Source organism: Pedobacter psychrodurus (genome assembly GCF_004331735.1).
Taxonomy (GTDB): domain Bacteria; phylum Bacteroidota; class Bacteroidia; order Sphingobacteriales; family Sphingobacteriaceae; genus Pedobacter; species Pedobacter psychrodurus.
This window is the reverse complement of sequence record NZ_SJSO01000006.1, coordinates 37,204-60,291: the sequence shown is the minus strand read 5'-3', so window position 1 is coordinate 60,291 and position 23,088 is coordinate 37,204. Positions and strand designations below refer to the sequence as shown.

Sequence of the window (23,088 nt, the reverse complement as noted above, 5' to 3'; positions counted from 1 at the left end):
ATTATTGTTTAACCAAATGAACTTTTACAGGAGCATCTTTTTTTAACGCCATCGATCCGGTAGTTAACACCGTGTCGCCAGCTTTTAATCCAGAAGTAATCACAATGTTTTCATCTGTACGGGTACCTGCTTCTACTTTAACTTCCTGCGCTTTTCCATCTTTCTGTATATAAACAATTTTGCCTTTTAATACAGGTATTACGGCTTCGTTAGGAATTAGAATTGCATTTTGTACCGTATTTAAAGCCAGTTTAATTTTGGCAAAAGAACCTGGTAATAAGGCATTGTCTGCATTAGGTGCCAAAGCCCTAATCTGTAATGTTCTGGTAGCGGCATTAATCCCTGGCTCTATTGCATAAACTTTACCTTTATTTTCTTTAGAAGAGCCATCGGTAGTGAATATAATTTCTGAATTCATTTTAATCTGCCCCGCATATTTCTCTGGAACAGAAAAAGTAACTTTAACCGGATTGGTACTTACCAGGTTGGCAATTACCGTTGCGGGTGTTAAATAGGTTCCTGCAGAAATGCTGCGCAAGCCAATTCTGCCCGTAAAAGGTGCCCTGATAGTGGTTTTTGCTAGTTGTGCCCTGATTAATTGTGCTTGCGCCTGTAAAGATTTTAAATCTGCCAAAGAAGTATCGTACTCTTCCTGGCTAATAGCCCCCTTTGCCAAAAGCTGTTTTGCCCTGTTTTCGTTAGTGCCCGAAAGTTTTTGCTTGGTTAGGGCATCCTGTAATTGTGCCTGTATATCTCTGTCGTTTACTTTTACCAATACGCTTCCTTTTGATACTGTTGTACCTTCCTGAAAATAAATTCCGGTAACCAAGCCGGATACTTCACTTTTCAACACAACCGATTCGTTTGCATCAATAGCGCCAGTTACTTCCAGGTCATTATCAAATGATATCGGTTTTACCACAATTCCATCAACTACCAATGGTGCAGAAGCACCTCCTTTACCGCCAGCTTTACCTTTTCCTGCCCCGGCAGATGCTCCACCTTTCCCTTCGAGTTTTTTATTTGCGTTAATTCTGTAATAGACCAAATAAGCCAAACCTATAGCTAAAACAGCATAGATAATATACCTTTTCTTCATGTTTTTTATTTGTGTTGTGCGTATTCCAACATTAAAATGAAATTAATGTTTAGAATTAGAGCGTAAAAATATTCAAATAGTTTAGTCCTAAATTTGTTGTATTAAGGATGTTACAGCCTTTTCAGTTTCGAGTTGGCAGTTTTCAGTTTAGAGTTAATTTGCCGATAGCACATTAATATACATGTTTACATCCTTTAATTAAGCCTCGCATGAGAAACGTGGTTTCGCTTTAAAGTTAAATTGGCAAAACAGCTATGAGCTATTGACGATGAACCAAACTAATGCTTCACAACTATTTTACATCACATTTAGCTATTTTGTTCTAAAACCCCATCAATAAATATAAATTTGCATCAAAACACAGTCAATATCAATATGTTTAACAAAAAATCAATTTTAAGTTTAGTTTTACTACTAACGTGTATTATGGCAGCGAAGGCGCAGGTAAAAATAGGCTTTGAGGTTTCTTTTAAAGAACCACAGGCACACTATGCTGAAGTTCAGATGAATATTTCTGGCTTGGCAAAAGATTATGTAGATGTAAAAATGCCCGTTTGGACACCAGGTTCTTACTTGGTTCGTGAGTTTGAAAAAAGTGTAGAAGAATTTAAGGCAACTGCGGCTGGTAAAACCGTTAAGGTAGAAAAAGTAAGAAAAAACACCTGGAGAATTTTCTCGGCAAAGGCTGCCAATATCCAGATCAATTACCGCGTTTATGCATTTGAAATTTCTGTGCGTACACCTTTTATCGACGAATCTCATGCATTTTTATCTCCAACAGGGATTTTCATGCATCCTGATGGCATGATCAAATCGCCAAGTACTGTAAAAATTATTCCTTTTAATACCTGGAGTAAAGTTTCTACTGGTTTAACACCTGTTGCCGGTGAGCAGTTTACCTATAAAGCTACCGATTTTGATATTCTTTACGATAGCCCTATTGAAGTAGGTAATCAGGATATTTTCGAATTTACAGCTGCTGGTGTTCGCCACGAAGTAGCCATGTACGGCGGTGGTAATTATGATAAAGAGAAACTAAAAGTAGATATGGCTAAAATTGTAGAGAAAGAAACTGCAGTTTATGGCGAAAACCCTAATAAATATTACCTCTTCATTGTTCATAATTTCTTAAAAGGTGGAGGGGGTTTAGAGCATTTAAACTCTACAACTTTAGGCGCTACAAGAAACGCTTATAATACAACCGAAGGTTATAAAGGCTTTTTAGGCCTGGTTGCACACGAGTATCACCACCTTTGGAATGTTAAGCGGTTACGTCCGGTAGCATTAGGGCCTTTTGATTACGATAATGAGAACTACACCACCAACCTTTGGGTGGCTGAAGGATTTACTTCTTATTACGAAAATAAATACTTGCATAGAGCTGGTTTTACTGATGTAAATGAATTTTTGAAAGATTTGGCTGGTGGCGTAGGTACCGTGTTAAATACACCTGGCGCTAAATATCAGTCGGCAGCCTCATCTAGTTATGATGCATGGATTATCGGTTACCGTCCGAATGAGAACTCAAAAAATAATTCCATCTCTTACTATAGTAAAGGAGAAGTGATCGGTATTTTAATGGATCTAGAAATCATCCATGCCACCAAAGGCACTAAAAGTTTAGATGATGTAATGAAAGCCATGTATTTGCAATGCAAAACCTTAAAGCGTGGTTATACTGATGCAGAATTTAAAGCAATGGTTGAGAAAATATCAGGAATTAGCTTTACTAACTTTTGGGCAAAGTATGTTAACGGTGTAGACGATGTAGATTATGTAAAATATTTCGCGTATGCAGGTGTTGATGTCGCTACAGAAAATGCTACCCCTGGTAAACCTGTTACTGGTACGGCCGTTCAATTGGCTAATAAGGGTTTAGAAGTAACTTCGGTTACCAGAAACTCTGCCGCTTGGATGAATGGCTTAAATGTAAACGATATTATTGTGGAGATTGGAGGATCCTCATTGAGTGATGTGTTGAAAAATGTGAAATTAAAAGAACCGAAATTTTCGTTAGATATTTTACCCATTATTACTGATAAAAAAATTGGCGATCAGCTCACGGTTAAAGTAATCCGCGATGGACTTGAAAAGGAATTTTCTTTAAGCTTAAAAGAAAATCCAAGTGTACGCTTAAAAGCAACCGTAAATGAAAAAGCAACACCAGCGCAAAAGACCGTGTTAAAAAAATGGACAGGCGTTTAGTTAGTTTGCAGTTTTAAGTTTTCAATTTATAGTTAACTCAAAATACCATAAAAAAATCCCATAAGATTAATTTCTTATGGGATTTTTTATGTCTTTTAATTTACGCTTCGCGCTCAGCGCCATGCGCTTTGCCTAGAAGGTATATCTAAAACCTAAGCCGAATCTTCCAGCGTTAAAATCGCTATCGTTGTCGCCTATGTAAAGTCTTGGTCTCCAGTCTAAAGCTAAGGCCAATGGTGCACCAGAGAATTTATAATCTAAACCAACCATCGGAACTAAGTAAAAACTAGAACCACCATCATACAATTGAACAGACGGACCACCACCTAAATACCAGTCTAAGCCTTTAGCACCAGGGATAGATGAATTATACTGAAGGAAACCTTGGATAATAGTCGAATTTCCACCAAATAAAACTTCACCTTGAACTGCGGCTTTGGAACTGAAATGATGTCTAAGCGACGGGCCAACCAATGTAGCACCATCACCAAAGTCGATGCCTAAACCTAGTCCGGTTTTATAGTTTTGGGCTTTAACGTTTGTCGTTGTAAGGGCAAACAATGCAATGCATCCTAAAATTGTAAATAACTTTTTCATAATTTAAATATTTTGTAAATAATTATCAGCCTAACAACTTTAATGCCGTTTCTGTTTTTTTGGTAAAAATCTGTAAGGATAAAAAACAATGCTTGCATAGTAATTTTGTAATCACTAAGTTTATTTAAATATTTTTTACGAAAAATAAATACAGCGTTTTATTAACAACGAGGTATTATTTTCATTAAAAAAGCATATAGATGTTAATCTTTATGTTTGATTTTTTAACTTAACCAAATAATAATAATTCATATGGCGGCAGAAATTAAACGGGTTTTTGATCTTTTGAAATATAGCCTCGAAAAACCTCAGCAAGAATTCATCAGCGGAAAAATTAATGGAAAATGGATAAATTATAGTACAGCTGATTTTTGTACTGCTGTAGATAACCTAAGCCGCGGATTAATTAAACAAGGCATAACTAAAGGTGGCAGGGTTGCTGTAATGTCGCATAACAGACCTGAATGGAATATTGCCGATTTTGCAGCGAACCAGATCGGCGCTTATCAGATTCCCTTATATCCAACCTTGGCCGAGCACGACATTCAGTTTATCTTAAAAGATGCAGATATTGCCATTATTTTTGTAGCTGATGAAGATTTGTATAAAAAAATTAAGCCTTGTGCCGATGCAATAAACCCAGCTATTAAGATTTATAGTTTTAATGAAATTGCAGCAGTCGAAAACTGGAATACGTTAATTGAACTAGGTAAAGCGAGTACAGATATTGATTTGGAAGAATATCGCGCTAATGTTGCACCCGAAGATGTATTAACCCTAATTTATACATCTGGTACGACGGGTACACCAAAAGGCGTAATGTTAACGCATAATAACTTGGTCGAAAATTTTGTTAACTCGGCTGTGGTGATACCCGAAGGGGTTAAAAAAGGCTTAAGTTTTCTGCCTTTATCGCACATTTTTGAGCGAATGATTATCTATTTATACCTGTTTAACTATACCTCAGTTTATTACGCCGAGAGCATGGAAACCATTGTCGCCGATATTCAGCATGTAAAACCCAATGTATTTTCTACTGTTCCAAGGCTTCTTGAAAAAGTTTACGATAAGATAATGGAGAAAGGGAAGGCATTAACGGGAGTTAAAAAAGGAATTTTCTTCTGGTCGGTAGCTTTAGCGGAAAAGTATACTATTGATGCGGGTGCCTGGTATAACTTTAAATTGGGGATTGCCCGTAAACTGGTTTTCAAAAAATGGCAGGAAGCATTGGGCGGCGAAATTGTAGTGATTGTTTCAGGTGGGGCCGCGCTAAATCCGCGTTTGGCCAAAATTTTCTGGGCGGCTGGTATGCCTGTTTTTGAAGGATATGGACTCACTGAAACCTCGCCTGTTATTACGGTTAACCACTTCGGAGGAACCATGTTCGGATCGGTTGGTGAGGTAATTAAAGGGGTAGAAGTTAAAATAGCGCAGGATGGTGAAGTTTTAACCCGTGGGCACCAGGTAATGAAAGGTTATTACAATCGACCTGATTTAACCGATGAAGCGATTGATCAGGAAGGATGGTTCCATACCGGAGATATTGGAGAACTTGTTAATGGTCGCTTTTTAAAAATTACCGACCGTAAAAAAGAAATGTTTAAAACAGCAGGTGGTAAATACGTTGCCCCACAAATGCTGGAAAATAAATATAAAGAATCGATTTTTATCGAACAGATTATGGTTTTAGGTGAAAATAGAAAATTCCCTTCTGCATTGATCGTTCCGAATTTCGAAACCTTAAAAACCTGGGCAGGAAGAAAAGGCATTACTTTTACCTCGAACGAAGAGATTATTAAAAACGAACAGGTACTCACTAAATATAATGAGGTTATTGAAGCGGCAAATGTAGGTTTTGGTAAATGGGAGCAGGTAAAAAGATTTGCCCTCTTACCTAAAGAGTGGAGCATAGATGGAGGAGAGCTTACGCCCAAATTAAGTTTGAAAAGAAAAGTGATTACCGAGAAAAACAACGAGGTAATAGAAAAAATATATAAAGATGCAGAAAACTATAAAGCCCCTCAGTAACATTAAAAAATCATTAGTATACCTATGTGTTGTTTTACTTTTGGCTGGTTGCGTAACCGGGCAATTGGGTAAAAACAACAGTGGCGAATATAAAAATGGAATGGTGGTTTCTGCGCATCCAGAAGCATCGCAAGTGGGTGTAGATATTTTAAAAAAGGGTGGGAATGCAGTTGATGCAGCCGTTGCGGTTCAGTTTGCACTTGCCGTGGTTTACCCAAACGCGGGGAACATTGGTGGGGGTGGTTTTATGGTATATCGCGGTGCAAACGGCGAAATAAATGCTTTAGATTTTAGAGAAAAAGCAGCTGCGGCAGCCAGTAGGGATATGTATCTCGATTCTATTGGCAACCCAATCGTAGATAAAAGCCTTTACGGCCAATTAGCTGCGGGCGTACCTGGGTCTGTAGATGGTATGGTAGAGGCACACAAAAAATATGGAAAGCTTTCTTGGGCACAGGTATTGCAGCCAGCGATAAATTTGGCACAAGATGGTTTCAAAATTACCAAGCGGCAAGCTGGTGAATTGAATGGTTTGCATAGAAAATTTATGGATTTTAATCCAGATGGAACGGCCTTCGTAAATTTGGAAAGTACCTGGCAGGAAAATGCTCTTTTGGTTCAAAAAGAACTAGCCAATACCCTAAAACTAATCCAGGAAAAAGGTAGGGCTGGTTTTTATGAAGGTGCTGTGGCCGATTCTGTTATAGCAGAAGTGCAGCGTGGCAAAGGTCTTATTACAAAAGAAGATTTAAAAAATTATCACGCCACCTGGCGTAAACCAATAATGGGTAACTATAGAGGCTATAAAATTATTACCATGCCACCAACTTCGAGTGGTGGCATTGCCCTAATCCAATTGCTTCAAAGTGTAGAAAAATTTCCGCTAAAAAAGTGGGGGCATAATGCCGATTCAACAGTTCAGGTAATTGTAGAAGCCGAAAGAAGAGTGTATGCCGATAGGGCAACACATTTGGGCGACCCTGATTTTTACGCTGTTCCACAACAACAAATGTTGAGTGCCGATTACAATAGAAACCGCATGGCAAACTTTAACTGGGCAACAGCAACACCGAGTAGTGTTGTTTTAGCTGGCGAAATAAAAGGAGCAGAGCACGAAGAAACTACTCATTTCTCTATTGTAGACCGCGATGGTAACGCTGTTTCGATTACAACAACCTTAAATGGTTCTTACGGATCGTTAGTAGCTGTAAAGGGAGCAGGGTTCCTGCTTAATAACGAAATGGATGATTTTTCTGTTAAACCGGGAGCACCCAATATGTATGGCTTAGTTGGTGGCGAAGCCAATGCAATTGCACCAAATAAACGAATGTTAAGCTCTATGACACCGAGTATTGTAGATAAAGATGGTAAATTATTTATGGTTGTAGGTACACCAGGCGGTTCAACCATCATAACATCCGTATTTCAAACCATTATAAATGTAATCGATTTTGACATGTCTATGCAGTCGGCTGTAGCGGCTAAAAAGTTTCATCACCAATGGTTGCCAGATGAGGTGTATGTAGAAAAAGATGCCATCGATAGCATATCAATAGAAAAATTAAAGGCAAAAGGCTATAAAATTGTGCCTAGAGGTCCAATTGGTAGGGTTGATGCCATCTTAAAAACTAAGTGGGGCAATTTTCAGGGTGGGGCCGACCCAAGGGGAGATGATAAGGCCATCGGCTGGTAGCAATTTCTCAATCTATTTTTTATCTTAGCGGTAGTCAATCTTTTGCAATTCAATTAGTTGTATGGTTTAAAGTTTAAAGAGATGAAGAAGCGCGTATTTAATCATGCCCGAAATTATCCAGATTTACCTGAGGTAGATTCGGCTATCTCTTTTGGCCCTTTTATCAAATACCTGCAGCGAAAAATCAAAGAAGAACAGACCGTAAAATCTACCCTTTATAGCAATGCCTTAAAAGAATTTAAAAAACAGGGAATTGATGAACAGGTTATCGCTATCGAAGATATTTATCAGCACGAATTACTGCTGGAGCATATGTATGCCTGTCTTTCTCCAACCCTTTTAACAGAGCATCATCAGGCTTGGGGGCTTTGTGCACCAATGCAGCCCATTACTTTTTATGGAACGGAGCTGATGTACGAACTGCTCGAACATGAAGAGAAAGATCAGAATAGTTTTGTTGGTTCAAAAACGCTTGAGCAACATGAGCATGATCGCCTGCATTTCATCTACTCCTTCATTCTTAACGAACTATACGCATTTCATGCGCCTTTAAAAGAAAAATACCATTCAGGCATCAATGCTGATACTGGTTTGCAAGGTTATTTCCATATTGGTATTAATGCCAGTTTTATCGAAGTAAAGGCTAAGCAGTCATTGCCCGATCTTAGCTACCGCGAGTTACAACAATATTTGAGCGAAGAATCTGGATTGCATAAACTACAGCAAGTGCTACCGTTAACACTTTTTGAGCTTAGAGGCATTTCGGTGCTTAACATTACCGATGTTACTGCCAAACAGGCCGTAGAAAATATTAAAAGTGTAAGGTTGAGCCGTGTGCCCGGTAGTGAGGGTGCAGCTTACGGAGAAGTGATACAATCGCTTAAAGTGCTGGTTCAAAATGCCAATATCCAATTCGACCTTTTCCCTTTCGTAAGGGTAAACAACAAAATGGTTTATGGCTACGTAAAAGGAGGTAGTGGCCTGCTGTTTTCGGTGTGGGGCGAAGAAACCTTAAGTCCTGAAGCTTTTCGGCAGATTGCGGAGGGCTACGCTGCGCATCCTAATTCTTTTTATTCGCCCGATATCTGGGCAGAAAGCAAAGAAATGTTTCCTTGGTTAGACAGGTTTAGGGAGCTAAATGTAAAATCGATGGCGCTCATACCTGTATTTCACAGCCAAATTTTGGTAGGCGTATTGGGGATGCATACCTGGGTTGGAGAAACTTTCGATGAAAAGAAAATCACCTTATTGGAGCCCGTCTTAGCACCTATTGCTCAACTCTTACAGGTCTATATCGACGAATTTAATCTCGAGATTGAAAACATTATCAAAGAAAAATATACCTCTATCCAGCCAGCTGTACAGTGGAAGTTTAATGAAGCAGCCTGGCATCACCTTTACAATAAGAAAAGGAATTTGCCACAGCGTAATGAGGATATTAGTTTTGCAGATGTTTACCCTTTTTATGGTGCAATAGATATTAGAAATTCTACTACTGAACGTAATATTGCCAGTAAGGCCGATCTGAGCCTGCACTTGAGTCTGTTTCGTGAAACGCTTGATCAGCTGAGTAAAACTTATAGCGATGCTTTACTGGTAGAAATTATCTTTAACTGCAATAAATGGAGTGATATTTTGCAGGGCGATGAGCTGAATACAACCGAAGAGAATAGCCTCAATATTTTCCTTAAAGAAGAAACCAGCGATTACCTAAAGCTCATTTCCCAATCGCATCCTAATACCCAAAAGGTAATCGATAAATATCTTGATCGCATTTCTGCGCCTCATGGTGAAGTGTATAAGTACCGCCAGGCTTTGGAAACATCGATGCAGCTGATCAATACAGCCATTAACGATTATTTTGAAACTGAACGCGAAAAACTGCAGAAATCTTATCCTTGTTACTTCGAAAAATTCAGGACGGATGGTGTTGAATACGACATTTATATCGGGCAGTCTATAGCACCCGATCGGATTTTTAATCACTTCCATCTTAAAAACTTAAGACTATGGCAACTATCGTCAATGGCTGAGATTGCCAAAATGGTACAATTGCTCCAGCCTGATATGCCCATTAAGCTGGCCACCACACAATTAATCTTTATCCATAACCATCCAATAGATATTAGCTTTAGGATCGACGAGCGGAAGTTCGATGTAGAAGGAGCTTATAACATCAGGTATCAAATGATTAAAAAAAGGATTGATAAGATCCTCATTCGCAATTCACAGGAGCGCCTTACCCAACCCGATAAACTGGCATTGATCTATTTCAACAAAAGAGATATAGATGATTATCTGCCATTCGTAAAATACCTGCAAGAAACAGGGGTACTGAAACCCGAAACTGAAGATCTTGATTTGGAAGATTTACAGGGATTAAGCGGATTAAAGGCATTGCGCTTAACTATTTTATAAGCATTCAATTGTAGATGGTCCCTGCTAATAATTTAGTACTATGTTCTGTTGCAATGACCCAAGTAAATAGCCCAAATTGAAGCGGCATCCTTTTTTGCCTTTAAGGCAAAAAAGATATAGCGGAAAGTTGGATTACCTTTAATCATCTCAAGGGAACTGCGCTCCAAAAAAACATTAAAATCTCTATTCTTGATTCGCATTTGCTAGCCTAGAGATCAAAAACCCAATATCTTCAATAAGTTACACAGGCACACTGCAGCAAATACTTCGCGGTTTAGCTATATTGCGTCAGCTAATCAAAATGCCCCAATCGCTATGCGTAAACTATTCTTTCTGTTTTTGTTTCTAACAGTTACAGTACAATTACAAGCTCAAACTAATGAAGCCAGCCTGGTAAGTCCGCTGATTAATCAATACCAATCAGACGAGATCATGCTTAATCGTAAATATACGCTCAAGCGATCTGAGGAATACTTTAATCGGATGGAGCGTTTTTATGCAGCTTGGCAAACACAATTAAAGGAATTGCCTTTTAACAAGCTAACTGTAAATGAAAGGGTAGATTATATTTTGCTTAAACGCGATATTCGATCAGATTCGGCAAATTTGCAACAGAACTATGCCGAGTATAAAGCCAGCATTTTTACGTTGCCTTTTGTCAAAACATTATTGGATTTTGAGGCAAAGCGAAGGATTGGCCAACAACAAGACGGTAAAACCACACAACAGCAATTCGAACAACTTAAAGAGGCTATTCAGAAAACAACAAAAGCAGTAGAAAACAAGGACTTGGCTGTTACGCCAATACAGGCTTCTTGGGCGCAGCAAACCGTTAATCAATACCTAGCTGTATTTACCGAAGCCTATAAATTTTATGATGGTTACGATCCGCAATTTACCAAAGCCACCAAAGCTATTTATCCTAAAGTAGTAGACGCATTAAAGGATTATGCTGCTGTATTGGGTAAAATAGCTAAACCATCAAATGCCAAAGACGATGGAAGCGGGATTATAGGTAATCCGATAGGGAGAACAACTTTATTAAGCAGCTTAAAGGATGAGATGATTGCCTATACACCTGAGCAGATTGAGGCCATTGCCATGAGGGAATTTGCCTGGTGTGATGCCGAAATGCTCAAAGCTTCGCAGCAAATGGGCTTTGGTAACGACTGGAAAAAAGCACTGGAAAAGGTAAAAACCGATTATCCAGCATTGGGAAAACAGCCCGAACTGGTTTATGAACTCGCTAATGAAGCCATAAACTTTGTAGAGAAAAACAAACTCATCGCCATTCCGGCCCTGGCCAAAGAAGGCTGGCGCATGCGAATGTTAAGTCCGCAGGAACAATTGTTTGCACCATTTTTTCTGGGTGGCGAATCGGTATTAATTGCCTATCCAACAGAAGACATGAGCGAAGATGTCAAAATGATGACCCTGAGAGGCAACAACAGGCATTTTTCTAGAGCTGTGGTTTTTCATGAGCTTATTCCAGGGCACAACCTCCAATATTTTATGCAAAGCCGTTACAAACCTTACCGCAAGGTATTTGGTACGCCTTTCTGGTCGGAAGGTTGGTCGCTGTATTGGGAGATGTTGCTGTGGGACCAGAATTTCGCAAAATCTCCGGAAGATAAAATTGGAATGCTTTTTTGGCGCATGCACCGCTGTGCGCGCATTATTTTTTCGATGAACTACCATTTAGGCAAATGGACACCTAAGCAGTGCATCGACTTTTTGGTAGATCGCGTGGGTTTTGAACGTGCCAATGCAGAAGCTGAGGTACGTAGATCGTTTACTGGAGGTTATGGACCGTTATATCAAATTGGCTACATGTTAGGTGGATTACAGTTTCGGGCATTGCACAAAGAACTGGTGCAAAGTGGTAAAATGACCAATATTCAGTTTCACAATCGCATACTGCACGAAAATAATATGCCGGTAGAAATGGTAAGAGCCTTGTTAACCAATCAGCAATTGCCTGAAAATTTCAGCACCCGATGGAAATTTGCCGGCGATATCAAATAGTGTACAATATTGTGGCTAATGCGCTTACAATATCAAGTACTAGATGATCAAAAAAAGGATTGATTAAATATTGATCTGCATTTCGCAGCTGCGACTTACCCAGCCTGATGAACTGACATTAATCTACTTTAACAAGAAGGATACTGGCGATTACCTGCCATTTGTAGAATAGCTACAGGAAATAGGGACATTGAAGCCAGAAGTTAAAGATTTTGATTTTAGAAGTGCTGCAAAGTCTAAGCAGATCGAAATTACTGCGCTTACCATTGAATAATGTGTTTTTTAGTTTATCCTTGTACTTCACTGGATATTGGTGTTGAAAAGTTGATAAGTATTTTTACACGCTTGTATTTTTGGTATGGCTATTGTAATGCTTCAGTAACGCTTATTCAACGTTAATAGAAAATTTATGAAATTACAACTATTCAAGACACTACCAGTTGCACTCGCTGGTTTATTCATCGGGTCAGTTGCTTCAGCTCAAGAAAGCCCTGCAACTTCAACAACAACATTCAGAACATGGTCTATCGGTGTAAACGCTGGTGTACTTACGCCACTATCACCATTGGGCGGAAAAAATGATTTCAGTAATAACAAATCAAGTTTAGGTTATGGCCTCTACATTAAAAAACAATTTACACCTTATTTCTCTCTTCGTTTAGATGGAGTTCGTGGTAAATTAAAAGGCGATAATACCGAACCTTACGAAAGTGGTTTGGTAAACAATTCTCCAGTAAGAGCATTCGACACCGAGTTATCTTATTCAGGAAGTTTAAATGCTGTTGTAAACATGTTTAATATTGATATGTTTAAAAAAGAGAACACTTTACAGCTTTATGCTTCTGCTGGTGCTGGTATTGCGGCTTACAAGCCTACTATTACTACAGCAGCAGGAACTTCGACACTTAATGGTGGCGATAACATCAATGAATTGATCATTCCTGTAGGGTTAGGAGCAAAATTTAAAATTTCTGATGCAGTTAACTTAGATTTAGGTTGGACTATCAACTTTGTTGATGGAGATAACTTAGATGGTTACTACAGAGGAGGTAATGATAAATACAACTATGCTTATGCTGGTTTAGAGTTTGCTTTAGGTAGCGGAAAACAATTGGCTTTCCACAACCCGGTAGCTTTAACTTATGATGAAGCTTTAAAAGCAAAACAAATTGCAGAAGGTTTGAAATCTGATTTAAATGCTCAAAAAGCTGAAAATGCAAAACTACGTTCAGAAATGAACGACATCTTGAAAGATACAGATGGCGATGGTGTTGCAGATAAATTAGATAAATGTCCTGATACACCAGCAGGTACTGTTGTTGATGGTTCTGGTTGTCCATTAAAAACTCCTGAAAAAGTTATAGAAAAAGTAATCGTAACAGAAGAAGATCGTAAAGTTGTTAATGAAGCAATTAAAAACTTAGAGTTCGATTTAGGTAAAGCTACCATCCGTTCTAAATCTTATGCTTCTTTAAATAGAGTTGCAGCATTGTTGATTCAGAAAAACTTTAGCTTAAAATTAGCTGGTCACACAGATAATACAGGTTCAAAAGAATTAAACTTGCGTTTATCAAAAGATAGAGCAGAATCTGTAAAAGCTTATTTAGTTTCTCAAGGTGCAAATGCATCACGTATTGAGGCTACGGGTTATGGCATGGGCCAACCAATTGCCACTAATAAAACAGCAGCTGGTCGTCAACAAAACCGTCGTGTAGAGTTTACACTTTACTAGTCTGTTTTTTTAACACATACATTAAAGCGCCTCGATTTATCGGGGCGCTTTTTTTATATCCCAAAACCACCTGACTCTAGTCGTCTAGGCTGCGAGGATTCGTTATTCCCAACTTGATTGAGAATCTTAATGCAATAAGCTTTAAGATTCCCGCCTGCGCGGGGATGACGACTGCCCGGATGGAATCTATTAATAGTAACGGAGCGCAATGAAGTCGAGATGGTTCCCCTCTTGTAAAAAAAAATCCTTATTTAAGCGAAATAATTACTTTTTTAATTTCACTTAAATCATTCATTTCAAAATTTGTCGATTGCGGATAGAAGTGTTGATAAATGATTTTATCATCTTTGCTATCGTAAACACTGATTATTTTGTCGTTAGACCGCTGCGTGTACACCACGTACTTAATTTTGGTTTCTTTGCTCAAAATTAAACTATCGAGCATTTTGTATGATACAAATTTGAGTTTGTAGTTATAAGGTTCAGAAATTATGCCCGATTGTGGTAAAAGCACTAATCTTGATGAAAACACCTCCTTAATATATTCGGGTATGTAAAGTGTTTCTTTTGCCAGTTCTGGTAAACGTACCTTATTGTAAAACTGATAATCTAAATTGCAATTCTCGTTTGCGAGCAATCCATCATTAATCCGTTTTAAATAACCCGTTAGAAATCCTGGCGACCAATTGAGAAAATTCGATTTGTTGTAAAGATTTGATAAGATATTATTTTTTATACTTCTTTTTGATCCATATTGCTGATCTTGTGTTTCAACTAGCAGATTGGTGTTCCGGTCGGGAAAAAGTGTAACCGTTGCAAGTATACTTTCTTCCTTTACCTTGGGTTTTTTAGATGGCGTTATTAATTTTAGTGCATAGACCACATTTACGTTTGTTGTACTATCTAACTGCTCTGCATAACCATCGAAATAAAAAAAAGAATAATTCGAAAGCGTATCATAACGGGCAAGCTCTTCGGGCTTAATAATTTTATAAGGGGTAATTGTCCAGTTTTTTTTAATGGCCCGATCAAATTTTTCCAGCTCAGCATAATCAGCATACTGTAAAGTAAACAAGGTTGTTGTTTTTTTAAAAGCCTCTAATTTTTGACTGTTTAAAAGAGCAGCTCCGAAATAAGATACCTGACTTTTACCGATTGTAGCCCATAAAATAAATAAGCTAAATAGGAGAATTCCTCTAACTTTTAACATATTAAGTGTTTTCATTTTGTGTGTGACTATGATAAGAAAAATTTGACAATTATTTTGAATTTTTCTATTGCATTAACAAAATACATTCATTAGCTTTGTTATGCAAGCATAATAAATTAGCAAAAATGAAACAACAACAAACCATAGATTACCACGTTAAGTTTGCCTGGCAAAATATGTTTAATAAGTACAATCAAATGGCATCCAGTTTTGGAATTACCCAGGCCATTGGTTATATGCTTATTAATATAGATGATGCTGAGGGCACAGCTGTTTCAAATTTAGCTGGCTTGCTTGGGGTTAAAGCAACCAGTTTGTCTCGTATGTTAAATAATATGGAAGAGGCCAATCTCATTTACCGTGAAACATCTGCTGGCGATAAACGTTCGGTAAAGGTTTTTCTGACCGATTTTGGTAAAGAGAAAAAACAATTGGCCAAAGGTGTTGTTCGAAAATTTAATGAATATCTCGATGAGCATTTCTCGAAAAAGGAGAAAGAGACTTTTATTAATCTATTGATAAAACTAAATGATATCACGGTAGCCTATACCGTTGATTAAGAAATATAATAATCAAATCTGTTTGGTAGGTTACTACATAAATGGCTCTATCAGACTAATGAAAAGCAAATAGATAATGAAACGAAGCATTAATAAAGTTGCAGTTTTAGGTTCGGGTATTATGGGATCGCGTATTGCATGCCACTTCGCCAATATTGGTATAGAGGTTTTGCTGTTAGATATTGCCCCCAAAGAACTGAGCCCCGAAGAGCAGGCAAAAGGATTAACACTGGATAACCCAGCTGTAAAAAACCGGATTGTAAATACAGCTTTGCAAACGGCAGTAAAAACAAACCCATCGCCAGTTTATACCAAAAAAGCATTAAATAAGATCAAAACTGGGAATTTCGACGATGATATGTCGAAAATTGCCGGTTACGACTGGGTAATTGAAGTGGTGGTCGAAAATCTTGATATCAAGAAAAAAGTTTTCGAACAGGTAGAGCAATTTCGGAAGCCTGGCACATTGATTACCTCGAATACTTCTGGTATTCCGATCCATTTAATGGCCGAAGGAAGAAGTGAAGATTTTAAATCACATTTCTGTGGTACACACTTCTTTAACCCACCTCGCTATTTAAAATTATTAGAAGTTATTCCTACACCGCACACACAACCTGAAATTGTTGATTTCCTGATGCATTATGGTGACAAATTTTTAGGAAAAACTACTGTTTTATGTAAAGATACTCCAGCCTTTATTGCCAATCGGGTAGGCGTTTATTCGATTATGGCACTTCTGCACTTAGTCGAAAAATTAGATTTAACAGTAGAAGAGGTTGATAAATTTACAGGGCCAGCATTGGGTAGGCCAAAATCGGCTACTTTCCGTACATCGGATGTGGTAGGTTTAGATACCATGATTAAAGTGGCAAAAGGACTTTATGATAACTGTCCGGATGATAAAGCACATGATTTGTTTAAACTTCCTGCATATGTGCAAAAAATGGAAGAGAACAAATGGCTTGGAGATAAAACCCAACAAGGTTTCTATAAAAAAACGAAATCTGCTGATGGTAAAACAGAAATCCTTGCGCTTGATTTAAAAACATTAGAGTATAAACCTCAGCAAAAAGTAAAATCGGCTACCTTAGAAATGACCAAGCCGATAGAAAATCTGCGTGAGCGCATGAAGATTTTTGCCAAAGGAAAAGATAAAGCAGCCGAATTGTTCCGTCATTCCTCTTTTGGTTTGTTCGAATACGTATCGGACAGAATTCCTGAAATTTCTGATGAATTATACCGTATTGATGATGCGATGCGGGCAGGCTTCGGTTGGGAACTTGGTCCCTTCGAACTTTGGGACGCCGTTGGCATAAAAGAATCCATAGAAGGAATGGAGCAATATGGCAATAAAGCTGCGGTTTGGGTGCAAGAAATGCTCGACGCCGGAAATACTTCATTTTATAAAGTAGAAAACGGCGTTAAAAAATATTACGATATCCCTTCTAAAAGTTATAAAGCATTACCCGGAACAGATGAGTTTATCATTTTAGATAACCTTCGGGAAAATAAAACGCTGTGGAAAAATTCGGGTGTTTCGATTATCGATCTCGGCGACGGCATTCTGAATGTAGAATTCCACACCAAAATGAATACCATTGGCGGTGATGTCATTTCGGGAATTAACAAAGCCATTGATATGGCCGAGAAAGATTACCGCGGTTTGGTGATCGGCAACGATGGAGCAAACTTCTCTGCTGGTGCTAATGTGGGGATGATTTTTATGATGGCGGTAGAGCAGGAGTGGGATGAATTGAACATGGCGATCAGAATGTTCCAGAATACTTCGATGCGGATCCGTTATTCTTCTATTCCTGTTGTTGTTGCCCCACATAATTTAACCTTGGGCGGAGGCTGCGAATTCAGTTTACATGCCGATCACGTTCAGCTTTCTGCCGAAACTTACATGGGCTTGGTTGAGTTTGGTGTGGGCGTTATCCCTGGTGGTGGCGGAACGAAAGAATTTGCTTTACGTGCTTCTGATGAGTACAAAGATGATCAGATTGTTCAAAATGCTTTGAAAGACCGTTTCTTAACTATTGGAATGGCAAAAGTTTCTACTTCGGGTTACGAGGCTTACGAACTGGGTTATCTGCAAAAGGATAAATTCTCGATCTCGATGAACCGGAACCGCTTATTGGCCGATGCAAAAGCTAAAGCAATAGAACTGGCTGATGCCGGATACACCAAGCCAGTGCAGCGGAACGATATTAAAGTATTAGGAAAGCAAGGGCTAGGGATTGTTTATGCAGGTGCAAATAGCATGTATGCCGGGCATTTCATTTCCGAACACGATAAAAAAATCTCTGAAAAATTAGGTTATGTAATGTGTGGCGGCGATTTATCCGCTCCAACAGAAGTAACTGAGCAATATTTATTGGATCTGGAAAGAGAAGCATTTTTATCACTTGCAGGTGAGCGGAAGAGTTTAGAAAGGATTCAAAGTATTATTACGAAGGGGAAACCGTTGCGTAACTAGATGTGAGATAGGAGACAATAGATTTGAGACAGGCTGCGTCGTTCATAGCATAGCGTTAGAATAATAGACATGAATAATTTAAGAGAGTTAAAGATTTGGAGTAAAGCTATTGTTTTAGCGGTTGATGTTTACAAAGCAACTTCAACTTTTCCAACTGACGAACGTTTTGGTTTGATAAGTCAAGCTAGAAGAGCAGCTGTTTCAATTCCATCTAATATTGCTGAAGGTGCTGGAAGAAACTCAGTTAAAGAATTTAATAACTTTTTAGGGATTGCCAATGGTTCTTCTTACGAACTGCAAACTCAATTGATAATCGCTAATAAACTCGCAATTCTTGAATCTGAAATTTTAGATCCTTTACTCACTCAGATTGATGAGTTACAAAAAATGACTTATAGTTTCCAGCAGATGCTGGAGAAGAAAATTAATATTAAAAGATAAAAGATTTGAGACGCTAGATTTAAGAAAGTAATTGGTCTCACATCTAACGTCTCAAATCTCATATCTAAAAGAACAATAATCGATCTGAAGTTTGAATTTGGGCAGGTCTCAAATCTCAAATCTCAGATCTCAAATCTTAAACAATGGAAGCATATATTATAGCCGGATATCGTACAGCAGTGGGCAAAGCACCCCGTGGCGTATTCCGTTTTACAAGAGCTGATGATTTAGCCGCAGAAGTAATTAGGGCTTTAGTGGCATCGGTTCCGAATTTAGATAACGAACAGATTGACGATGTAATTGTGGGGAATGCTACACCCGAAGCAGAGCAGGGCTTAAATATTGGCCGTATGATTTCGCTAATGGGTTTGGATACCGATAAAGTTCCTGGCGTTACTGTAAACCGTTATTGTGCATCGGGTTTAGATACCATTGCCACTGCTGTAGCTAAAATTAAAGCAGGCATGGCTGATTGTATTATTGCGGGTGGTGTAGAAGTAATGAGCGGAATGCCTTTTGGTGGGTGGAAATTGGTTCCAAACGCCGAGGTGGCAAAAAACAATCCAGACTGGTATTGGGGAATGGGTTTAACCGCCGAAGCGGTAGCTAAAGAATATAATGTTAGCCGTGAAGATCAGGATGCTTTTTCGTTAAAATCTCATGAGAAAGCCATTCACGCTATAAAAAACGGTCATTTAAAAGATGGGGTTCTGCCAATCACGGTAAACGAAAATTACCTCGATGCAAACCTTAAAAAGAAAACGCGTTCTTACGTAGTTGATACAGATGAAGGTCCACGTGCAGATACTACCTTAGATAAGTTGGCGAAACTAAAACCCGTATTTGATGCGGTTGGAAGTGTAACCGCAGGTAATTCATCGCAAACATCTGACGGGGCAGCTTTTGTTTTAGTGGTGTCTGAAAAGAAAATGAAAGAATTAAATGCAGAACCGATTGCCAGGTTGGTAAGTTACGGGATCGCAGGAGTTCCACCACGCATTATGGGGATTGGTCCAATTGAGGCGATTCCAAAAGCACTGAAACAAGCCGGATTGAAAAAAGAGGATCTCGATTTAATCGAGCTGAACGAAGCTTTTGCTTCTCAATCTTTAGCGGTAATCAGAACATTAGATTTAAATCCTGATGTAATTAATGTAAATGGTGGCGCAATTGCGCTTGGGCACCCGCTGGGCTGTACCGGAGCGAAACTTACCGTTCAGATCATGAATGAGCTAAAAAGGCAAAACAAGAAATACGGAATGGTAACCATGTGCGTAGGAACTGGGCAAGGTGCTGCGGGGATATTTGAACTTTTTTAGACTTGAGAAGCTAGATATGAGATTTGAGACATAACATCCGCTTATGTTATTCCTATAAATAAAATATAAATGAATAATTTAAAAGAACTAAAGATTTGGAATAAGGCTATTGACTTAGCTGTTGATGTGTATAAGGCAACCTCGACATTTCCATCTGATGAACGTTTTGGACTGATTAGCCAATCTCGAAGGGCAGCTGTCTCAATTCCATCTAATATTGCCGAAGGTGCCGGAAGGAACTCCGTTAAAGAATTTAATAACTTTTTAGGAATAGCCAACGGATCTTCTTATGAATTACAAACTCAATTGGTAATTGCTAATAAACTCGCAATTCTTGAATCTGAAATTTTAGACCCATTACTTACTCAGATTGATGAGTTACAAAAAATGACTTATGGTTTTCAGCAAATGCTGGAAAAGAAAATTAATGTTAAAAGATAGGAGGCAATAGATTTGAGAAGGTGTTCGGTCTCAAATCTCATATCTAGCATCTCAAAAAGAAACAATAATCGATTTGAGATTGGAATTTGAGTAGGTCTCAAATCTAATATCTCATGAAACAATAAACGATTTGAGTTTGAATTTGAGCAGGTCTCAAATCTCAAATCTCATTTCTCAAATCTCATAACAATGGAAACAACTGAAAAAAAGACAATTAAAGGTGGCGAATTTTTAATTAAAGATACCACTTATCAGGAGGTATTTATCCCTGAAGAATTTGATGAAGAGCAGCAGATGATTGCGCAAACCTGTCGCGATTTTTTGGCCACAGAAGTTTATCCCAATTTAGATAAAATTGATAAACAGGAAGACCCTGAGTTAATGCCGACACTTTTAACCAAAGCTGGCGAACTGGGTATTTTAGGCGTTTCGGTACCAGAAGAGTACGGAGGTTTCGGTAAAAACTTCAACACTTCAATGCTAGTTGCAGATGTGGTGGGTGCTGGCCACTCTTTTGCTGTTGCACTTTCTGCGCATACCGGAATTGGTACGCTACCGATTTTATATTATGGTAATGAAGAGCAAAAAGCAAAATATATTCCAAAACTAGGTTCTGGCGAATGGAAAGCAGCATATTGCTTAACCGAGCCAAACTCAGGTTCGGATGCAAACTCTGGTAAAACGAAAGCTCAGTTGAGCGAAGATGGTAAACATTACATCATTACTGGTCAGAAAATGTGGATCACTAATGGTGGTTTTGCTGATATTTTTATTGTTTTCGCGAAAATTGACGATGATAAAAACTTAACTGCATTTATTGTGGAGAAGGATTTCGGTGGCATCACCATGAATCCTGAAGAACATAAAATGGGTATTAAAGGTTCTTCAACCCGTCAGGTTTTCTTTAACGACTGCCAGGTACCTGTTGAGAATATGTTGAGTGATAGAGAAAATGGTTTCAAAATCGCAGTAAACATTTTAAATATCGGCCGTATCAAATTATCAGCTGCGGCTATAGGGGCTTCAAAAGCAACTTTAAATACTGCAATTAATTATTCGAATGAGCGGATCCAGTTTGGACGCCCGATTTCGAAGTATGGGGCTATCCGTTTTAAAATTGCAGAAATCGCTTCAAAGTTATATGCTGTTGATGCTGCGAACTATCGTGCCGGTCAGAATATTGATGATACTTACGACCAATTGGTTGCAGGTGGAATGGAATCTGGTAAAGCAAGACTGAAATCTGTTGAGCAATTTGCAGTAGAGTGTGCCATTTTAAAAGTTTGGGGCTCTGAAGCGTTAGATTATACAGTAGATGAAGGCGTACAGATTTATGGCGGTATGGGTTTCTCTGCTGATGCACCAATGGACAGGGCTTATCGTGATGCACGTATTAACAGGATTTTTGAAGGTACAAATGAAATTAACCGCTTGTTAACCGTTGATATGATGCTGAAACGTGCCATGAAAGGTGAATTGGACTTAATGACACCCGCCACAGCCGTAGCAGCCGAACTGATGAGCATCCCTGATTTTGGTGAAGAAGATACCACTCTGTTTGCTGCAGAGAAAAAGGTATTATCGAATTTGAAGAAGGCAACCTTAATGGTGGCTGGTGCTGCCGTTCAAAAGTTAATGATGACTTTAAGTAAAGAGCAGGAAATTTTAATGAACATTGCCGACATGGCCGGTTATGTTTATGTGCTCGAATCGGCTTTATTGAGAACAGAAAAATTGGCAAGTACCCGCGGCGAAGAAGCAGTTGCGGGTCAATTAGACCTATTAAGAATTTATTTAGTAGAAGCGGTTGATGGTACTGCCAAAGCAGGTAAAGAAGCACTTTGGGCTTTTGCTGATGGTGATGAGCAACGTATGATGTTGGTTGGTTTACGCCGTTTTACAAAAGTAGAGCCGTTTAATGTTAAAGATGCACGCCAAAGAGTTGCACAACAGCTTATTGAGGCAAATAAATATATTTTTTAAAAGGCTAAAGGTGTAGGGTTTAAGGTTTAGGGCCTGGGTGCATTAACCCAGACACTAAACCTTTTTTTATGTGCTTATAATCTATAAGTTGTATCCTAAAGGTAGTTCTCATCCTAGTTTGTCATATTGAGCCTGTCGAAACACTTTAAGCTGGATTTTACAAATCTTTCGACAGGCTACCATAGAAAGATTTCAGTAGGAAGGTCGTCATTCCCGCGCAGGCGGGAATCTTAAAGCTAATAGTATTACGATTCCCAATCAACCCGATAGCTATCGGGTTGGGAATGACGATTCCTCTTGGTTTTTTCTTGTAGTAGTCCATAAGAAATTCAAAAATCATAACGCCTAGCTTTATGTTATTAAAATCCTATTTTCGCGCATGGTTAAATTTAGATTTCTTACGATACTTCTTTTATGTGTAGCTGTGGTTTCATCTTGCAAAAAAGATGAAGATGCTGAAAAACAGATTACAGATTTTATCAAAAAAAATAATATTAATGCGGTTAGAGACGACTCTGGCTTATATTATCAAGTGATTAAACCTGGTTCGGGTTCGTTCACTTATCCAAATAATACCAAAATAACCATTAAATATGAAGGAAGGTTATTAAACGGAAATGTATTTGATAATGGTGGGGGTAAAGAGCAGACCTTTAACCTTGCCGAGCTAATATCAGGTTGGAGAATCGGTATCCCTAAAATTCAAAAAGGCGGCGAAATCAGATTAATTGTTCCACCAAGTTTAGGTTATGGAAGCGGAGCCGTAGGTTCTATTCCAGGTAATTCGGTATTGGATTTTACAATTCAGCTTTCGAACACACAATAGGTTTATTCTTCAGTGTTAACAATAGGCTT

At 38.5% G+C, this 23,088-nt stretch carries 16 protein-coding genes; 13 read left to right on the top strand and 3 right to left on the bottom strand.

The window, feature by feature from the left end; genetic code table 11:
* Position 1: 1 nt before the first annotated feature.
* On the bottom strand, positions 2-1,099 hold the full coding sequence (locus tag EZ456_RS08745; RefSeq protein WP_131529285.1) for an efflux RND transporter periplasmic adaptor subunit: 1,098 nt from the start codon (positions 1,097-1,099) through the stop codon (positions 2-4).
* A 426-nt stretch (positions 1,100-1,525) separates the two neighbouring features.
* On the opposite strand from EZ456_RS08745, the gene EZ456_RS08740 reads away from it, so the two are divergent.
* Positions 1,526-3,304: a M61 family metallopeptidase gene (locus EZ456_RS08740; protein ID WP_225876502.1), complete on the top strand. Its 1,779-nt coding sequence runs from the start codon at positions 1,526-1,528 to the stop codon at positions 3,302-3,304.
* A gap of 132 nt (positions 3,305-3,436) precedes the next feature.
* On the opposite strand, the gene EZ456_RS08735 is transcribed toward EZ456_RS08740, so the two are convergent.
* The gene (locus EZ456_RS08735; protein ID WP_131529281.1) at positions 3,437-3,901 is read right to left on the bottom strand and encodes a hypothetical protein; all 465 of its coding nucleotides are present in this window, start codon (positions 3,899-3,901) and stop codon (positions 3,437-3,439) included.
* A gap of 252 nt (positions 3,902-4,153) precedes the next feature.
* Here EZ456_RS08735 and EZ456_RS08730 point away from each other — a divergent pair, with 252 nt between their 5' ends.
* The 5 genes from EZ456_RS08730 to EZ456_RS08710 all read left to right on the top strand — a co-directional run bounded on the left by EZ456_RS08730 (position 4,154) and on the right by EZ456_RS08710 (position 13,797).
* Entirely contained in the window at positions 4,154-5,929 is a 1,776-nt protein-coding gene (locus EZ456_RS08730) for an AMP-dependent synthetase/ligase (RefSeq protein WP_131529279.1), read from the top strand.
* Complete coding sequence (ggt, locus tag EZ456_RS08725) at positions 5,901-7,622, top strand: gamma-glutamyltransferase (protein ID WP_131529277.1); 1,722 nt, start codon at positions 5,901-5,903, stop codon at positions 7,620-7,622. The genes EZ456_RS08730 and ggt overlap by 29 nt, the downstream gene beginning before the upstream one ends.
* 81 nt (positions 7,623-7,703) lie before the next feature.
* On the top strand, positions 7,704-10,040 hold the full coding sequence (locus tag EZ456_RS08720; RefSeq protein WP_131529275.1) for a GAF domain-containing protein: 2,337 nt from the start codon (positions 7,704-7,706) through the stop codon (positions 10,038-10,040).
* Positions 10,041-10,355: 315 nt separating this feature from the next.
* Entirely contained in the window at positions 10,356-12,065 is a 1,710-nt protein-coding gene (locus EZ456_RS08715) for a DUF885 family protein (RefSeq protein ID WP_205945056.1), read from the top strand.
* A 409-nt stretch (positions 12,066-12,474) separates the two neighbouring features.
* On the top strand, positions 12,475-13,797 hold the full coding sequence (locus EZ456_RS08710; protein ID WP_131529273.1) for a DUF6089 family protein: 1,323 nt from the start codon (positions 12,475-12,477) through the stop codon (positions 13,795-13,797).
* A gap of 247 nt (positions 13,798-14,044) precedes the next feature.
* On the opposite strand, the gene EZ456_RS08705 is transcribed toward EZ456_RS08710, so the two are convergent.
* Positions 14,045-15,022 (bottom strand): hypothetical protein, encoded by a 978-nt coding sequence (locus EZ456_RS08705; protein WP_131529271.1) that lies wholly within the window; start codon positions 15,020-15,022, stop codon positions 14,045-14,047.
* Positions 15,023-15,132: 110 nt separating this feature from the next.
* Between EZ456_RS08705 and EZ456_RS08700 the strand changes: the two genes are divergently transcribed.
* The 7 genes from EZ456_RS08700 (at position 15,133) to EZ456_RS08670 (ending at position 23,059) form a co-directional block, all read left to right on the top strand.
* Complete coding sequence (locus EZ456_RS08700) at positions 15,133-15,567, top strand: MarR family winged helix-turn-helix transcriptional regulator (RefSeq protein WP_055903221.1); 435 nt, start codon at positions 15,133-15,135, stop codon at positions 15,565-15,567.
* Positions 15,568-15,643: 76 nt separating this feature from the next.
* Positions 15,644-18,049, top strand: coding sequence for a 3-hydroxyacyl-CoA dehydrogenase/enoyl-CoA hydratase family protein (locus EZ456_RS08695; protein ID WP_205945055.1), 2,406 nt, complete (start codon positions 15,644-15,646; stop codon positions 18,047-18,049).
* Positions 18,050-18,118: 69 nt separating this feature from the next.
* Positions 18,119-18,490: a four helix bundle protein gene (locus tag EZ456_RS08690; RefSeq protein ID WP_131529268.1), complete on the top strand. Its 372-nt coding sequence runs from the start codon at positions 18,119-18,121 to the stop codon at positions 18,488-18,490.
* 143 nt (positions 18,491-18,633) lie between these two features.
* Positions 18,634-19,809: an acetyl-CoA C-acyltransferase gene (locus EZ456_RS08685; protein WP_131529266.1), complete on the top strand. Its 1,176-nt coding sequence runs from the start codon at positions 18,634-18,636 to the stop codon at positions 19,807-19,809.
* A gap of 69 nt (positions 19,810-19,878) precedes the next feature.
* Positions 19,879-20,250: a four helix bundle protein gene (locus EZ456_RS08680; RefSeq protein ID WP_131529264.1), complete on the top strand. Its 372-nt coding sequence runs from the start codon at positions 19,879-19,881 to the stop codon at positions 20,248-20,250.
* A 189-nt stretch (positions 20,251-20,439) separates the two neighbouring features.
* Entirely contained in the window at positions 20,440-22,233 is a 1,794-nt protein-coding gene (locus EZ456_RS08675; protein ID WP_131529262.1) for an acyl-CoA dehydrogenase family protein, read from the top strand.
* Between the two features lie 379 nt (positions 22,234-22,612).
* Entirely contained in the window at positions 22,613-23,059 is a 447-nt protein-coding gene (locus EZ456_RS08670) for an FKBP-type peptidyl-prolyl cis-trans isomerase (RefSeq protein ID WP_131529260.1), read from the top strand.
* Positions 23,060-23,088 lie beyond the last annotated feature (29 nt).

Bases quoted from the DNA above. Each gene is read 5' to 3' on its own strand.
- EZ456_RS08745 (WP_131529285.1), bottom strand. From the start codon at position 1,099: ATGAAGAAAAGGTATATTATCTATGCTGTTTTAGCTATAGGTTTGGCT.
- EZ456_RS08740 (WP_225876502.1), top strand. From the start codon at position 1,526: ATGGCAGCGAAGGCGCAGGTAAAAATAGGCTTTGAGGTTTCTTTTAAA.
- EZ456_RS08735 (WP_131529281.1), bottom strand. From the start codon at position 3,901: ATGAAAAAGTTATTTACAATTTTAGGATGCATTGCATTGTTTGCCCTT.
- EZ456_RS08730 (WP_131529279.1), top strand. From the start codon at position 4,154: ATGGCGGCAGAAATTAAACGGGTTTTTGATCTTTTGAAATATAGCCTC.
- ggt (WP_131529277.1), top strand. From the start codon at position 5,901: ATGCAGAAAACTATAAAGCCCCTCAGTAACATTAAAAAATCATTAGTA.
- EZ456_RS08720 (WP_131529275.1), top strand. From the start codon at position 7,704: ATGAAGAAGCGCGTATTTAATCATGCCCGAAATTATCCAGATTTACCT.
- EZ456_RS08715 (WP_205945056.1), top strand. From the start codon at position 10,356: ATGCGTAAACTATTCTTTCTGTTTTTGTTTCTAACAGTTACAGTACAA.
- EZ456_RS08710 (WP_131529273.1), top strand. From the start codon at position 12,475: ATGAAATTACAACTATTCAAGACACTACCAGTTGCACTCGCTGGTTTA.
- EZ456_RS08705 (WP_131529271.1), bottom strand. From the start codon at position 15,022: ATGAAAACACTTAATATGTTAAAAGTTAGAGGAATTCTCCTATTTAGC.
- EZ456_RS08700 (WP_055903221.1), top strand. From the start codon at position 15,133: ATGAAACAACAACAAACCATAGATTACCACGTTAAGTTTGCCTGGCAA.
- EZ456_RS08695 (WP_205945055.1), top strand. From the start codon at position 15,644: ATGAAACGAAGCATTAATAAAGTTGCAGTTTTAGGTTCGGGTATTATG.
- EZ456_RS08690 (WP_131529268.1), top strand. From the start codon at position 18,119: ATGAATAATTTAAGAGAGTTAAAGATTTGGAGTAAAGCTATTGTTTTA.
- EZ456_RS08685 (WP_131529266.1), top strand. From the start codon at position 18,634: ATGGAAGCATATATTATAGCCGGATATCGTACAGCAGTGGGCAAAGCA.
- EZ456_RS08680 (WP_131529264.1), top strand. From the start codon at position 19,879: ATGAATAATTTAAAAGAACTAAAGATTTGGAATAAGGCTATTGACTTA.
- EZ456_RS08675 (WP_131529262.1), top strand. From the start codon at position 20,440: ATGGAAACAACTGAAAAAAAGACAATTAAAGGTGGCGAATTTTTAATT.
- EZ456_RS08670 (WP_131529260.1), top strand. From the start codon at position 22,613: ATGGTTAAATTTAGATTTCTTACGATACTTCTTTTATGTGTAGCTGTG.